The organism is Chryseobacterium sp. Y16C (assembly GCF_022488405.1).
In the GTDB taxonomy this organism is placed as follows: domain Bacteria; phylum Bacteroidota; class Bacteroidia; order Flavobacteriales; family Weeksellaceae; genus Chryseobacterium; species Chryseobacterium geocarposphaerae.
Window position 1 is genome coordinate 3299109 of the sequence record NZ_CP092711.1, and the last position, 14647, is coordinate 3313755.

Here is a 14647-nt window from a genome sequence, read left to right on the forward strand (position 1 = left end):
TTATTTTTGATATTTGGACTAAAAATTGAATAAGTAATTTAACTTTTAGATATTTTTGTAATCCAAAACAGTGAAAGCATCTTATGAAGATTAAAGACGCGGAAATTATTTCGTTGATGCAAGATTCACGAACTCAAGAAAAAGGAGTTCGTGCTCTGATGGATGCTTATCAAAGTAGATTGTATTGGCACATAAGAAGAATTATTGTGGACGGAGATCTTGCTCAGGACACTTTGCAGGAGACTTTTATTAAAGCTTATCAGAATTTTCACCAGTTCAAAAACGATAGCCAATTGTATACTTGGCTGTACAGAATTGCTACCAACGAAGCATTACAGCAGGTAAATAAATTGAAGAAAATGCAGAAATCTGATGAAGATCCTGAATACCATATGCAGAATCTTATTGCTGACAATACAGAAGGAAGTGCAGAAGAAATACAAATATTGCTACAGAATGCTATACAGAGCCTGCCAGAAAAGCAGAAACTGGTATTTATGATGCGGTATTATGATGATTTGCCTTACGAAGAAATATCTAAGATTGTAGATATGTCGGTAGGAACTTTAAAAACAAATTATCATTATGCCAAACAAAAAATAGAAGAATATATTAAAGAAAATTACGAAAGATAATTTTTGAAAAAACTGAGATGAAAGACTTTGATCTAGAAAAATTAGAACGTAAAAACATTTATAAAGTCCCTGAAAATTTATTTGAAAATATTCAGGGGAAGGTTTTGAGCGGGATTAATGATTTTGATCTCGAAAAATTAGAACGCAAAAATATTTATACAATTCCTGAAAATCTGTTTGAAAATATTCAGGAGAATGTATTGAATAATGTGTTACCTGCTAAAAAAGCACCCATCTTTAAATTAAATTTAAATTGGGCTTATGCAGCAGCAGCGTCATTAGCATTGATTTTTGGGATGACTTTTGTTTTAAATAATGATGATTCAAAAGGAAAAGAGAATTCACAGGCAACATATGCTATGAATAACCAGGAACCTAAAACAGAAAGCGAACTCGCTTATGAAACTCTAAAATCTGATTTAACTTCTGTTGAAAATAATAATCAAATAACTGAAGATCAGAATAATAAAAATTCTTATGTTCAGGATAACGGCAACGGAGATGAAAAAACAAAATCTCAAATCGTAAAGCCTGTTTCGAAACATAATGAAACACAAATGAACGAGTACTTGGAATCATTTACCAATTCTGAAATATCAGAACTGGCAAGTAATTCGACTCAGGATGTTTATTTGGATTTATATAATTAAAAGAAAGGATGAAAAAGATATTATTTACACTTTTTATCATTTGTAGTTTTGTCTTAAATGCACAAAGGACGGACTATGACTGGAAAAAAATGGATCCCAAACAGAGGAAGGAAGTTATCAATAATCTTTCTCCTGAAGAAAGAAAAGCACTTCTTACCAAGTTCAGGAATAATATGGTAATGGAAAATCTGAATATTGACCCGAGTGATAAAACCGAATTTACGGAGATTTATAATGAATATCTGGATAGCCAGAGACAGATAAAGAGTCAGTTTAATTCTAATTTTGATCCTGAAGCCTTATCTGATGAAGAAGCAAAAGCCAAGCTTCAACAGAGTTTTGAAGTAGGACAGAAGCTATTGGATAATAGAAAAAAGTATGCAGAAAAAATGCAACAAGTAATTCCTTGCCAAAAAGTTTTGAAATTGTTTCAATCTGAGGGAATGATGAGAGATAAGATGAATGAAAGAAAACCGCACGGAAACGATAATAATTCAAGACCTAAGCAAACCCCATAATAGTTTATTTTTTTAATGTTGGACGACTCTCATAATTTATTTGTGAGGGTCGTTTAATTTTAAAGGAATTTGTAATTTTACTTCTGAAACTTTCTTATGATGAAACAAATTTTATTATTCCTTTTATTTTCAGGGGCATTATTTTCGCAGAAAACAGAAATTATTGATCTTTCCAAATCTATTAAAGACAGCAAAAACTCTATCAAAAGTTTTACGGTGATAGATCAAAGAGCTAGCCAGGAAATCGGATCGGTAATGTATCATAAAGACGAAATAAAAGTTGCTTTCGAAAATGATGCAAGTAAAGATATTCAAAATTGGTTTTATAAATATAATCCGGTAAGAGGTAATGACAATATGGTTCTTTTACTGGAGAAATTAAATATTTCTGAAGATAAAAAAGAAAAATATTCAATTGGAAAACTTGAGTTGAGAGCCAGCATTTTCATTAAAAAAGATGATGGGTATCATTATGTTTATAGAAAAGATACAGTTGCAACAACATCATCCCGTACTACACCATATTTGGGACAAAATCTGGCGAGAAAAACGACTCTTATTTTAACAGATTTGTTTAAAGATTCTTATGAAGCAAAACCATGGGATTTTAGTATTCCAGAGAATGAACTTCAAAATTATGCTCCTTTATTAAAAGATAAGCTTAATATTTTAAAGGCAACTGAGCTAACAGATGGAGTTTATAAAGATTATTATAGCTTTTTTACATACAATCCTGATCCCGAATATACATTGCAAACTAATGACAAAGGAATAGTTACAAAAGCAATAAAAGGGGAGGACAAAAAAGCAATTAGATATTTCTATGCTTTTGTATATAAAGGGATTGCATACAAAAATATTCCTTTTGGCTATACTGAAATATTTAAAGATGAGAATGGTCTTTTTATTGAGGTTACAAAGGCAGAATTATTTCCTGAATCCACAACTAGTGGTGCTTCGATTGGAGCTGCAGCGGGGGGAATCATTGGAGGAGTAATTGGTGCTGTTGTAGATGTCAGTATAGGCAGTAAAAAACGTAATACTAATGGCTCTAAAGTTTATCTTGATCCTTTTACAGGACATTATATTTTGCCTGAAAATTTTGGTAAAACTAAATAAAAAAAGAGAGACCCAAGTCTCTCTTTTTTTTGCTATCAGTAGAATAGGGGAGGGAAAATATTTTCGTGCGTTCCATTGTCATAAAGTAGTACCTTTATTAATACTGCATAATTTAACAGTTTTAGTATTTTAAACATATCAGATAAAATATAATGAAAAGAGAGAGTATTGATTCATATTGGCTTATAAATTGATACTAAAAACATCGTATTTTTAATCCCTCGATGAACAAATTAACTGTAATTTTAATTTTCTTTTTAGGATGTTTTTCTTTTTTTAATGCTCAAGAAAAGAAAGATTCGCTCTATTACAAGATCGAAAAATTTTCTGATAAAAGAAAAGTTACCAAATTTTTTCACCGTTTCATATTTCGTAGAGAAGCAGATTCTGCTTCTGTTAGAACCACTACAGAAAAATTGTTGCAGGAAACCTATAATGGGAGGCACATCAGAACCATCAGAATACAAACAATTGACCCATTCGGTTATGGTTCTGAAGATAAAAAAGAAAAATCAAAATGGTACGATTGGTTTACCAATCATCTTCATGTCAATACCCAAGTCTCTACCGTCAATAATTATTTACTTTTTAAAGAAGGAGAAGAATATAATGCTCAAAAAATTTATGAATCTGAGCGTCTGCTTAGAACAATGCCTTTTATAAACAGGGTAAATATCAGTATTTCGGATAGTACTTCATCCAAAGATTCTATTGATGTTGTGGTAAAGGTGCTTGATTCCTGGAGCCTGAAACCGAGACTAAGTTATTCGGGAAGCAAGATTGGTTTGGGACTTACTGAAGAAAATGTGTTGGGACTAGGGCACCAGTTTGATTTTCTTTATAGAAATGATTCCAAAGAAAAACAGAATTATTTGTTGGGAAGCTATACGGCGTATAATCTTTTTGGTTCTTATATTAATGCCCAGATTTTGGGTGAGCGTGATTTTTCTAAAAACGAAAGAATCAATTTTAATGTCACAAGAGATTTCTTTTCTCCATTAACAAAATGGGCAGGAGGTTTTAGTTTTGAATATTTTATGCGTAATGTTTTGCTTCCGATAGAATCGGAAACTACTTTTCCTGAAGCCCAGATCAAAGTCTATAGCCAGGATTTATGGGGAGGGTATCAGATTCCTGTTTCGTCGAATCCACGGGAAAAAGTATCCAGTAATATTGCTTTAATAGGAAGGTTTCAGAACTATCAGTATAAAGACAGTCCGGATATTGACCAGTTTCAGTATTTCAGATCTTACAGCAGTTTTCTGATGTCACTTGGATATATTCAGCGGAAATTTTCGGTTCAAAAAAATATTTTTCAATATGATCTGCCTGAAGATATTGCTTACGGAAATTCAGTTAATATAACAGCCGGTGCTTTATCAAGAAATAAAGACGTCATCCCTTATGCCGGAATTTCTGCTTCTTATGGGGATTTCACAAATATCGGATACTTTACTGTAAAAGCCCAGTTTGGAAGATTCTTTAATGAAAACAAACAAAACCGCGAGTCGTTCCGCCTGGATGGAACGTATTTTACCCATCTTATGGACTGGAAGTTTGCCAAAGCCAGACATTTCTTTTCCCCGACCTTAGCATTGGGTAATCCTGAACATAATTATTCTTATAAAGACAGGATTAATCTTTCTTCGGGAGATGAGTTTCCTGTTTATACCGCGGATTATATAGGAACCAAAAAGTTCGTTTTAAGGTATCAGCTTCAGCTTTTTATTAATAAAACCTGGAAAAACTTTCATTTCAGTCCGTATTTAACGGCTGCAGTAGGCTGGTTGGGTATGCCGGATGAAAAATTATTGAAAACTACTATGAACACCAAAGTAGGAGTGGGAGTACTCATTAATAATCCATTTCTGGTATTCAACAGAATTCAGGTTTCTTTTATGTATTATCCGAGGGTTCCTTTTGATAATAATTCTATTTTTGACTTTAACAGTAACCGAAATAATCTTTTACCGATGAATTCTTTTGGGACAGATATCCCGCGTTTTGTGAATTTTGGAAATTAATCTCGTCCCATAAAATTAAGGATAAGGAATTATCCTGCATTTTATTATCTTTGCAAATTACATAGTTCTTAAATGAAAAACATACGAAATTTTTGCATAATCGCCCATATCGACCATGGTAAAAGTACTTTGGCGGATCGTCTTTTGGAGTATACAAATACAGTATCTCAGAGAGAATTACAGTCTCAGACGCTGGATGATATGGATTTGGAGAAAGAACGTGGGATTACCATTAAGTCTCACGCGATCCAGATGGATTATGAATATAAAGGCGAAAAATTTATATTAAACTTAATTGATACACCGGGACACGTTGACTTTTCTTATGAAGTTTCCCGTTCAATTGCAGCCTGTGAAGGTGCACTTTTGATTGTAGATGCTGCGCAAAGTATTCAGGCACAAACGATTAGTAATCTGTATTTGGCGTTGGAAAATGATTTAACAATCATTCCGATCTTGAATAAAATTGACCTTCCTTCTGCAAATCCTGAAGAAGTAACCGATGAAATCATGAATTTAATTGGTTGCGAATATGAAGATGTTTTAAGAGTTTCGGGAAAAACGGGAGAAGGAGTTCATCACTTATTAGAGCAGATTGTGGAGAGAATCCCGGCTCCGGTTGGAGATCCGAACGCTCCGCTTCAGGCTTTGATTTTTGACTCGGTTTACAACCCTTTCAGAGGAATTGAGGCTTACTTTAAAGTAGTAAACGGAAGCATCAGTAAAAATGAAAAGGTAAAATTCTTCGCTACCGGGAAAGAATATGGAGCGGATGAAGTAGGTACCTTAAAGCTGAAGCAGGTTCCAAAGAAAACGATCCAGTGTGGAGACGTTGGATATCTGATTTCAGGGATTAAAGATGCAAGGGAAGTAAAAGTAGGAGATACGATTACCTCTTTTGAAAATCCTGCAGCAGCTCCGATTGAAGGTTTTGAGGAAGTTAAGCCAATGGTTTTCGCAGGTATTTATCCTATTGATTCTGAAGATTTTGAAGAGCTAAGATTCTCCCTTGAAAAGTTAAGACTGAATGATGCCTCTCTGGTATTTGAACCGGAAAGTTCAGCAGCTCTTGGTTTCGGTTTCCGTTGCGGATTCCTGGGAATGCTTCACATGGAAATTGTTCAGGAACGTCTTGACAGAGAGTTTAATATGAACGTGATCACAACGGTTCCTAACGTATCTTATTTTGGATATTCTAAAAAAGAACCGGAAGTTCCGATCCTGATCAATAATCCGTCTGAAATGATGGATCCTTCAATTATGGATAGAGTGGAAGAACCTTTCATTAAAGCTTCTATCATTACAAAATCTGATTTCGTAGGGCCTGTAATGACTTTATGTATAGAAAAAAGAGGAGAAATCGTTAACCAAAGTTATTTAACTTCGGAAAGAGTTGAACTGGTTTTCAATATGCCTTTAGCTGAAGTCGTTTTTGATTTCTATGACAGGCTGAAATCTATTTCGAAGGGATACGCTTCATTTGATTATCATCCGATTGGGTTCAGAGCTTCTAAGCTTGTGAAAATGGATATCCTGATCAACGGAGATATGGTAGATGCATTGTCTTCATTGATACACGATTCTAATGCATATCATATTGGTAAGAAGATGTGTGAAAAACTTCGTGAACTGATCCCAAGACAGCAGTTTGATATTGCAGTTCAGGCAGCATTAGGAACGAAAGTTATTGCCAGAGAAACGATCAAAGCCTTAAGAAAAGACGTTACCGCAAAATGTTACGGAGGAGATATTTCCAGAAAACGTAAACTTTTGGAAAAGCAGAAAGAAGGTAAGAAGAAAATGAAACAGATTGGTAGGGTAGAAGTACCACAATCGGCGTTCATGGCTGTGTTAAAGCTAAATGATTAATAAAAGAGCCAAGTAAAAAGGCAAAAGATAAAAGTAAATCCGCAGAAATATATCTGCGGATTTTTTTATTTACTTTTTACGGGTAAATGTTATTTCCATCGTTTTAAACTCTTTTCCGGTCTTTGAATCCGGTCCGTACATTTCCAGTTTTTGGGCATTGTCATCTACGAAAGTATAAACTTCTCTTACTTCACAATCTTTTCCAGGTCTTGCCGGATCGGTCATTTTCCCTTTAAATTCAATAGATTTTGTTGAAGCATTCCATTCGCCCTCCATATTCATAATTCCTGTTCCCATATTGTCGATCCAGGTGCTTACGAATTTCTTTTTGGCATTATCATACCCTGTGATGCTCATTCCTTCAAATGGCATTCCCATAAAGTTTCCTTTATGTTCACTTATCTGATAGCGCCCTTCGAAGATCATTTTATTAGTAGCTTCAGATGTACTTGTCATTGGTTTTGCACCATTTTCCATCCAGGTCGTATTGGCTCCGTTCCATTCTCCGTCAGATTTAGCCAGCATTTTGTGCATATCTCCGGGAGTGGCATAGTCCATCCAGGCTTTGGTTGCTGTCGCGGAATCTACGGGTTTCCATTCTTCGGTTTTCTCAGTTTTTACATCCATTTTCACTTTATCACAAGCAATAAACAGAAAAGCAGTACAGGCTGCAAATAATAAATTCTTCATAATTGTTTAGTTTTAAGTTATTTATAAAATTAATCAAAATTATAAAGCGAAGTTTTTTTATTTTATGCTTGATATTGTTTACGCTAAAGTGTAATTTTGTGTATTCACAACGCAAATTAATTCAATGAGTGCTCCAAAAAAAATACAGGATATAAAAGTTGCCGTAGATGCCGTTATTTTCGGATATTTTGATAAGAAAGACCTTCAGCTTTTGTTGATTCAGAGGAATATTGAGCCATTTAAAGGCGGTTGGGCACTTCCCGGCGGATTGGTTTTGGATGACGAAAATCTGGATGATGCCGTAAAAAGAGAATTATACGAAGAAGCCGGTATAAAGCCTGATTTTCTGGAGCAGCTCTATACTTTTGGGAATGTGGGTCGCGACCCAAGAAACAGGGTAGTTTCGATAGCTTATTTGGGGCTTGTAAATCCTTCTTATCATGAACTGTTTGCCGATTCTGATGCGGATGATGCACAATGGTTCAGTGTGAATCAGCTTCCAAAATTAGCTTTTGACCATCAAACCATTATTGATCTTGCGTTAAAAAGACTCCGTACCAAAATCCAGTACCAACCGATCGGGTTCAATCTTCTCAATGAAGAATTCGCTTTTTCTGACTTGGAAAATCTTTATAAAACTATTATCGGAAAGGAAATTGACCGCCGGAATTTCCGTAAAAAAATCATGAGCTATGGTTTGTTGAATGATACAAATACGTTAAAAAAAGAAGGCAGCGGAAGGCCCGGAAAGTTATTTACTTTCAATGAGGAAAAATATAAGGAGCTTGAGGAGCAGGGGTTCTACTTTGAAATCAAATAAATTTAAAAACAAAAACTACACTAAGTTGTTGTTCTCTCACTGTCATTCTGAAAGAAGCGAAGCGGATTGAAGAATCTGTAAATTGTAGGTAAGATTCTTCCTTCGTCAGAATGACAAAACATTTTGATAGTTTCCAACTCATTCAAAGATTCAAATTTGTGTCCATTTGTGGAAATATTTAAGAAATTCGTGTTTCAATAAATTAAATTTTTAATACTGAAAATCAATTAATTAAATTTATTAGCGTAAAATTAACGCAAATAAATTTGGAAGATAAAATCATATTCTTTTAAATTTGTGTAAAAATAACGCAATAATGAAATATCACTTACAAAATATAATTGAAAGATTCCAGAGAAAGGAAAAGCTGAAGTTTTTATTCTTTTGGGGACATACTGCGAAAGATGAAATTACAAAGTCGTGTTTCAGTCAATGGTTTCCATTTAAGTTTGAAGAAAACGGAATTGTCTACAAAACAGCTGAACATTATATGATGGCTGGAAAAGCAAAATTATTTAATGATGAGGAAATTTTAGGGAAAATATTAGAAGCAAGTTCTCCTAATCAGGCAAAAAGTTTAGGCAGAAAAGTCAAAAATTTTGATCCGAAAAGCTGGGATGAGCATAAGTATGACATTGTAAAGCAGGGAAATCTTTTGAAATTTTCTCAAAATGAAAAGTTTAAGGAATTTTTGCTTTCAACAAATGATAAGATTTTGGTAGAAGCCAGTCCCTACGATAAAATCTGGGGAATCGGAATGCTGGAAACAGATACAAGAGCAGAAAATCCACTGTTATGGAATGGTGAAAATCTGTTAGGATTTGCTTTGATGGAAGTAAGAGACGAATTAAGAAGGTAAAAACACATTAACCCGACACAAAGTATTCATTATGAAAAAGAAAGAATTACACCTACAGATTTTTATTTTAGAGAATTTTCTGACCGATGAAGAATGTGATCATTATATTGAGTTAACAAAAGATAAAGTTTTTGAAGAAGCTAAAATCAATATGGGAGGTCGGCAAATGATGAGCAAAGGAGTTAGAAATAACGATCGACTGATGATTTTTGATAACGATTTAGCTAAAAATTTTTTTAAAAAAGCGGCTGAATTTCTTCCTCAGACTCACGAAGATTATCAGGTTTTGGATTTTAATGAAATGTTCAGAATTTATAAATATTCTACGGGACAAAGATTCAAAATGCATAGGGACGGAAGCTACATCAGAAATGTAAATGAGAAAAGTTTTTATACCTTTCTGATTTATCTGAATGATGATTTTGAAGGCGGAGAAACAGAATTTGAAAATTTATTTACTGTTGCTCCGAAGAAAGGTTCTGCATTGGTTTTTTACCATCCTTTGAGACATGAAGGGAAAACTTTAATCAATGGTTTAAAGTACGTTTTGAGAACGGATGTCATGTATTCTAAAAAATAGTTCGAAAAGAATTATGGCAAAACCATGCAGTTTTTAATTAGCGTAAAAATAACACAAATAAAAATGAATTATGGAAGAAGACTTAAAACCCAGATTCATCGAGTCATTACAGAGAAATAATGACCAGATCAGAGAAGACCGTGCCCGAATTATCGGAGAAGATGCAGAGCTGATTTACAGGCGTAGAGTAGAAGATATTGAACTGAAAATCAAAAGACTGGAAAGAGAACAGGAAGGCCTGATTGATATCAGTCCATTAGACAAAAACAGTTTAACATTCGCTGATTTTCAGTCGGAAGCATTCGTTCAGAAAGACATTGAATTATCATTAATCATCAGAAATTTAAATATTCAGTTAGAATTAACCAGAACAAGATTTGAATATTTATTTGGGAAAAAAATTTAAGTTATGGGAGGTACAAGATACGACATGGACGCTCGTTTTGACAGAGCAAAAAAAGCGGGTTATGCATCAAAATCTATAAGTGAAATTTTCACTCAGAATGCAAAGAGAAAAGCACATGAATCGATGAATCCACACGGTATTTCTTTCAGGGAATCAAGAGATTCTGAGGTTCATCCGAATTCGGTTCCGATCATTTTAGGACTGGACGTGACGGGAAGTATGGGGCATATTCCTTATGATCTGATTCAGGAAGGTCTTCCAAAATTAATGGGCGGAATTATTCAAGGTGGAGTTCCAGATCCTGCACTTTTATTCTTGGGAATTGGTGATCATGAATGTGACGGTTATCCATTACAAATTGGTCAGTTTGAATCCGGAGATGAAGAGCTTGATATGTGGTTAACAAGAACTTATATCGAGTCCGGAGGTGGAGGAAATGCTGGAGAAAGTTATTTACTGGCTTGGTATTTTGCCGCTTTTCACACCAGAACAGACGCTTTTGAAAAGAGAAACCAGAAAGGATTGTTATTCACAGTTGGCGATGAACCTTGCCTGAAAACACTTCCTGCTTCAGCGATCAGAGAGATTATGGGAACGGGACAGCAGACTTTCAAACACACGGAATTATTGGCTGAAGCTCAGAAGAAATATGAAGTTTTTCACATCAGCGTTCTGCATTCCGGACAAGCGGTTAATGCTGATAAAGGTTGGAAAGATTTGCTGGGACAAAACTGTTTATCCATTGACGATTACAGAGATGTTCCAAAAGTGATCAAAGAAGTGGTTTGCAGCAGATTTAAAGATAGTTTTACGAAAACAACGGATTTAAAAGGATTAGATAATATTCAAATGTATTAAAATGAAAACAGCACAAATAATTATAGGCTTAGGATTTGGGGACGAAGGCAAAGGAATTACCACCGATTTTCTGGCTCAGCAACATCCTGAGTCTGTAGTTATTCGGTTTTCTGGAGGTCAACAGGCGGCGCATACAGTGATGATTGATGATCAAAAACATGTTCATTCCAGCTTTGCGAGTGGTGCGCTACGTGGTTTGCCTTCCCATTTTACGGAACATTGTACGGTTCATCCGACATTTTTGTTCAATGAAAGGAAAGATCTAATGCAAAAAAATGGAAATGTTGAATTGACGATCCACCCTTTAGCAAAAGTGACAACTCCTTTTGATGTTTTATACAACAGAAAGAATGTCAAAAATTTAGAACATGGAACCTGCGGAAAAGGAGTTGGCGCAACGATGAAAAGAAATGAAAGTCCGTTTAAATTATTTGCTGTCGATTTAATCGGTCCAAGAACGATGCTGATTGAAAAATTAAAAGGAATTGCCCATTATTATGGTTTTGAAGAAGGAGAAGAAATTGAAAATGCATTGCAGGGTTTTTTAGAAGCCATCGATAAGATTGATTGGAAAATAGAAGGGTATGAGTATTTAAAATCATTTAATCATCTTATTTTTGAAGGAAGCCAGGGAATTTTGCTGGATATGGATCACGGAGTTTTTCCGAATGTAACTTTTGCAAATACCACTTCAAAAAATGCTTACGAAATCTGCAAATTATTACAGATTGAGGACATTGAAATGTTTTACGTGACCAGAAGTTACTCAACCCGTCACGGAAGTGGATGGATGAGCAATGAAAAATCATTAAATCTGAAAAATAATGAAGAAGAAACGTGTACTTTTAATGAATTTCAAAAGGATCTGCGTTTCGGAGATTTGGATTATGATTTGTTGAATTATGCCTTGAAATTAGATCAAGCTTACGTTGTTGCTCAAAAGAAAAATCTGGTGGTAACTTGCTTAGATCAGTTGGATGAAGCATTTAAAATACAAAATCTTAAGGTGAAATTTGATGCCGTTTTTGGGTCTTATTCTCCATATTCAAAGAATTTTAAAAGAATTGATTAAAAATAAATTTTTCTGAATGTGGAATTTATCAAGATTTTCAAGTGGATAGTTTTATAGAAAGTTTAAATACTAACAATTAATTTTTTTTCTTATTGATAGAATAAAATCTATAAATAAAAATAAATGAAAGCGGTTTAAGAATTAAAATAGATAACTAATGAGAACAGAAAATAAACAAAAATTAATTAAAGAAATTAAAAAACTGAATAAAGAAGAAAAATATTTACAAGTGATTGATATTCTTTCTGATGAAGTTCTAGAAAAGTATAATGATTCCGAATTATATGCTGAACTATCAGAGGCGATGTTTAAAGTAGAAAGGGATGGATTTGAGACTTATGCTAATAAAAGTATCGAGTTAATAGAAAATGCAAAGGCTTTCTACTACTTAGGAAACTATTATGAGCAAATAAAAGATTTTGAAAGGGGGATTTACAATTATAAAAAAGCAATAAGCCTTGACTCAAATCATCAGCTTTCATACGCAAGCTTAGGAGATATTTTTATAGAACAAAATAAGATCGAAGAAGCTGAAACCTATTATCTTAAAGCGTTAGATATAGATTCTATGAACCCTTATACTAATCATATGCTTGCAAATCTTTATAAAAAACAAAACAAATTTTATAATGCTGAGAAGCATTATAAAATTGCCATAAAAAGTGATTCATCATATTATTATTCTCACTATGGTTTAGGAAATATTTACTTATTAAAAAAAGAATATAAAATAGCGGAAGAGGAATATAAGAAAGCGTTAAAAATTGAACCAGTTTTTCTCGATGCTATTTTTGCATTAGGAGTGGTTTACCATCATCAAAAAGATTTTGATAAGGCAATAGAGTATTACAAAAAATACATTGAAAAGAATGAAGATGTTATAGGATATAATAATATAGGGAATTCGTACAAGAAAAAAAATGATTATCTACTTGCGGAAGAAAGTTATAAAAAAGCTTTAAAAATTAATAAAGAATTTGAAAAGCCTTATTTTAATTTGGGGAATTTATATTATCGGCAAGAAAAATATAAAGAAGCGAAAAATTTATACAAAAAATATTTGGAATTAAAGAAGGAAAAGGATTCATTAGTAGACTTCGCCAAAGGAAAAATTGAAAAAATTAATAAAATACTTGCTAATGAAGATTATGAAAAAATTCAAGAATTAGTTTCTAAAATAAAAGGGATATTAGAATATAAGGATAAATATATTACACATTTTACTAGTCTTTCTGTAGCCAAATTATTGGTATTCGAAAATAGTAAATTCAGATTATCTGAAGGAGCTTATTTAAATGACACATCAGAAGGTAGAGAATTATTCTCTTTTTTAAACTATCAATCACCTTTTGGCAAAAAAGAAAATCCTGTTGATGAAATTTTTGTTCAGAAACCATTTATTGGAAGTTTTGTTTCAGAAAATAAGCATAATGATTTAACAATGTGGAGAATGTATGGTAAGGAAGGAAAAGATGAAGCTAAAGGATGCGCCATAACAATGAGTGTAGATTGTTTGATTGAAAACATTCAGGAAGAACTCGAGGTAAATCATTTAGAAGATAATGAATTTGAAATAAAATTTTATAAGGTTGCATATTGGAAAGATAATAGGTTTATAATTCCTGATGAAAAAATTGCAAGTGCAAAAATTAAAAATCTTAATAAATACTGCAATGAGCTTAAGAAAGCATTAGATGAATTTAATTTGAAAGACGAAGAAATTAAAATCCAGATAGATGTAGAGGAGCTGTTATTTGAAATAGCATTCCTTTTTAAAGGAATTGAATATCAATATGAAAATGAGGTTAGATTAGTACAAAAAGGAATTCTTTTTAATAAAATAATTGATAAAAAATTTTCTATTCCTAGAGTTTATATTGAATTAGGAGATATTTCAAATAGTATAAAAAAAATTACATTAGGGCCAAAAGTTGAGAGAGCTGATGAATGGGCATCTGCTTTTTATTATGAGTTGAAAAATAGGGATATAGATCCAGAAGTTCATATTTCTAGGCAACCATTTAAATAATTAAGACATGAAAATTGAATTAATCAAAGGCGACATCACCAAAATAAAAGCAGACGCGATCGTTAATGCAGCCAATTCATCATTATTAGGCGGTGGCGGAGTCGATGGAGCGATCCATCGTGCAGGAGGAAAACAAATTCTGGATGAATGTATCGAAATCAGAAACCGACAGGGAAAATGTAAAACTGGTGAAGCGGTCGTAACCACTGCCGGAAGTCTTCCCGCAAAATATGTCATTCACACCGTCGGTCCGGTTTGGAATGGAGATGAAGAAAAATCTTCGAAATTATTGGCGAATTGTTATCAAAATTCATTGAGATTGGCAGAAAGTCTTGATGTAAAAACGATTGCTTTTCCCAATATCAGTACAGGAATTTACAGGTTTCCAAAAGAACTGGCTGGAAATATTGCTGTGGATGAGGTCAAGAAATTTAATTCAGATGTCATCGAAAAAATTATTTTTGTCTGTTTTGATGATGAAAATGAAGAGATTTATAGAAAATTATTAGAAGAATAAA

15 protein-coding genes are annotated in these 14647 nt (G+C 33.3%); 14 read left to right on the forward strand and 1 reads right to left on the reverse strand.

From position 1 onward, the window contains the following. Positions 1 to 83 precede the first annotated feature (83 nt). The 6 genes from MKS83_RS14810 to lepA all read left to right on the forward strand — a co-directional run bounded on the left by MKS83_RS14810 (position 84) and on the right by lepA (position 6815). Positions 84 to 635, forward strand: a complete 552-nt coding sequence (locus MKS83_RS14810) for an RNA polymerase sigma factor (protein WP_100377554.1) — start codon at positions 84 to 86, stop codon at positions 633 to 635. Between the two features lie 17 nt (positions 636 to 652). Further along, on the forward strand, positions 653 to 1285 hold the full coding sequence (locus MKS83_RS14815) for a hypothetical protein (protein WP_240580295.1): 633 nt from the start codon (positions 653 to 655) through the stop codon (positions 1283 to 1285). 8 nt (positions 1286 to 1293) lie between these two features. Continuing rightward, positions 1294 to 1803 carry a hypothetical protein gene (locus MKS83_RS14820; RefSeq protein ID WP_240580296.1) on the forward strand — a complete coding sequence of 170 codons (510 nt, stop codon included), beginning with the start codon at positions 1294 to 1296 and terminating at the stop codon, positions 1801 to 1803. 96 nt (positions 1804 to 1899) lie between these two features. Next, positions 1900 to 2922 carry a hypothetical protein gene (locus MKS83_RS14825; RefSeq protein ID WP_240580297.1) on the forward strand — a complete coding sequence of 341 codons (1023 nt, stop codon included), beginning with the start codon at positions 1900 to 1902 and terminating at the stop codon, positions 2920 to 2922. Between the two features lie 224 nt (positions 2923 to 3146). Then, positions 3147 to 4946: a hypothetical protein gene (locus MKS83_RS14830; RefSeq protein ID WP_240580298.1), complete on the forward strand. Its 1800-nt coding sequence runs from the start codon at positions 3147 to 3149 to the stop codon at positions 4944 to 4946. A gap of 72 nt (positions 4947 to 5018) precedes the next feature. Further along, on the forward strand, positions 5019 to 6815 hold the full coding sequence (gene lepA, locus MKS83_RS14835) for a translation elongation factor 4 (RefSeq protein WP_100377558.1): 1797 nt from the start codon (positions 5019 to 5021) through the stop codon (positions 6813 to 6815). Between the two features lie 69 nt (positions 6816 to 6884). Here lepA and MKS83_RS14840 read toward each other — a convergent pair whose 3' ends face one another. Next, positions 6885 to 7505 (reverse strand): DUF1579 domain-containing protein, encoded by a 621-nt coding sequence (locus tag MKS83_RS14840; protein ID WP_240580299.1) that lies wholly within the window; start codon positions 7503 to 7505, stop codon positions 6885 to 6887. Between the two features lie 142 nt (positions 7506 to 7647). Between MKS83_RS14840 and MKS83_RS14845 the strand changes: the two genes are divergently transcribed. The 8 genes from MKS83_RS14845 (at position 7648) to MKS83_RS14880 (ending at position 14646) form a co-directional block, all read left to right on the forward strand. Beyond that, positions 7648 to 8325: an NUDIX hydrolase gene (locus tag MKS83_RS14845; protein WP_072963087.1), complete on the forward strand. Its 678-nt coding sequence runs from the start codon at positions 7648 to 7650 to the stop codon at positions 8323 to 8325. A gap of 316 nt (positions 8326 to 8641) precedes the next feature. Beyond that, positions 8642 to 9184 carry an NADAR family protein gene (locus MKS83_RS14850; protein ID WP_240580300.1) on the forward strand — a complete coding sequence of 181 codons (543 nt, stop codon included), beginning with the start codon at positions 8642 to 8644 and terminating at the stop codon, positions 9182 to 9184. Between the two features lie 31 nt (positions 9185 to 9215). Next, complete coding sequence (locus MKS83_RS14855) at positions 9216 to 9764, forward strand: 2OG-Fe(II) oxygenase (RefSeq protein ID WP_240580301.1); 549 nt, start codon at positions 9216 to 9218, stop codon at positions 9762 to 9764. 70 nt (positions 9765 to 9834) lie between these two features. Beyond that, complete coding sequence (locus MKS83_RS14860; protein WP_240580302.1) at positions 9835 to 10170, forward strand: hypothetical protein; 336 nt, start codon at positions 9835 to 9837, stop codon at positions 10168 to 10170. Between the two features lie 3 nt (positions 10171 to 10173). Next, positions 10174 to 11028 (forward strand): hypothetical protein, encoded by an 855-nt coding sequence (locus MKS83_RS14865; RefSeq protein ID WP_240580303.1) that lies wholly within the window; start codon positions 10174 to 10176, stop codon positions 11026 to 11028. Position 11029: 1 nt separating this feature from the next. Continuing rightward, the gene (locus MKS83_RS14870; RefSeq protein ID WP_240580304.1) at positions 11030 to 12100 is read left to right on the forward strand and encodes an adenylosuccinate synthetase; all 1071 of its coding nucleotides are present in this window, start codon (positions 11030 to 11032) and stop codon (positions 12098 to 12100) included. A 157-nt stretch (positions 12101 to 12257) separates the two neighbouring features. Further along, positions 12258 to 14129, forward strand: coding sequence for a tetratricopeptide repeat protein (locus MKS83_RS14875; protein WP_240580305.1), 1872 nt, complete (start codon positions 12258 to 12260; stop codon positions 14127 to 14129). A gap of 7 nt (positions 14130 to 14136) precedes the next feature. Next, positions 14137 to 14646 carry an O-acetyl-ADP-ribose deacetylase gene (locus tag MKS83_RS14880; protein ID WP_240580306.1) on the forward strand — a complete coding sequence of 170 codons (510 nt, stop codon included), beginning with the start codon at positions 14137 to 14139 and terminating at the stop codon, positions 14644 to 14646. Position 14647 lies beyond the last annotated feature (1 nt).

Excerpts from the sequence above, each read along its gene's own strand:
- MKS83_RS14810 (WP_100377554.1), top strand. The coding sequence starts at position 84 with ATGAAGATTAAAGACGCGGAAATTATTTCGTTGATGCAAGATTCACGA.
- MKS83_RS14815 (WP_240580295.1), top strand. The coding sequence starts at position 653 with ATGAAAGACTTTGATCTAGAAAAATTAGAACGTAAAAACATTTATAAA.
- MKS83_RS14820 (WP_240580296.1), top strand. The coding sequence starts at position 1,294 with ATGAAAAAGATATTATTTACACTTTTTATCATTTGTAGTTTTGTCTTA.
- MKS83_RS14825 (WP_240580297.1), top strand. The coding sequence starts at position 1,900 with ATGATGAAACAAATTTTATTATTCCTTTTATTTTCAGGGGCATTATTT.
- MKS83_RS14830 (WP_240580298.1), top strand. The coding sequence starts at position 3,147 with ATGAACAAATTAACTGTAATTTTAATTTTCTTTTTAGGATGTTTTTCT.
- lepA (WP_100377558.1), top strand. The coding sequence starts at position 5,019 with ATGAAAAACATACGAAATTTTTGCATAATCGCCCATATCGACCATGGT.
- MKS83_RS14840 (WP_240580299.1), bottom strand. The coding sequence starts at position 7,505 with ATGAAGAATTTATTATTTGCAGCCTGTACTGCTTTTCTGTTTATTGCT.
- MKS83_RS14850 (WP_240580300.1), top strand. The coding sequence starts at position 8,642 with ATGAAATATCACTTACAAAATATAATTGAAAGATTCCAGAGAAAGGAA.
- MKS83_RS14855 (WP_240580301.1), top strand. The coding sequence starts at position 9,216 with ATGAAAAAGAAAGAATTACACCTACAGATTTTTATTTTAGAGAATTTT.
- MKS83_RS14860 (WP_240580302.1), top strand. The coding sequence starts at position 9,835 with ATGGAAGAAGACTTAAAACCCAGATTCATCGAGTCATTACAGAGAAAT.
- MKS83_RS14865 (WP_240580303.1), top strand. The coding sequence starts at position 10,174 with ATGGGAGGTACAAGATACGACATGGACGCTCGTTTTGACAGAGCAAAA.
- MKS83_RS14870 (WP_240580304.1), top strand. The coding sequence starts at position 11,030 with ATGAAAACAGCACAAATAATTATAGGCTTAGGATTTGGGGACGAAGGC.
- MKS83_RS14875 (WP_240580305.1), top strand. The coding sequence starts at position 12,258 with ATGAGAACAGAAAATAAACAAAAATTAATTAAAGAAATTAAAAAACTG.
- MKS83_RS14880 (WP_240580306.1), top strand. The coding sequence starts at position 14,137 with ATGAAAATTGAATTAATCAAAGGCGACATCACCAAAATAAAAGCAGAC.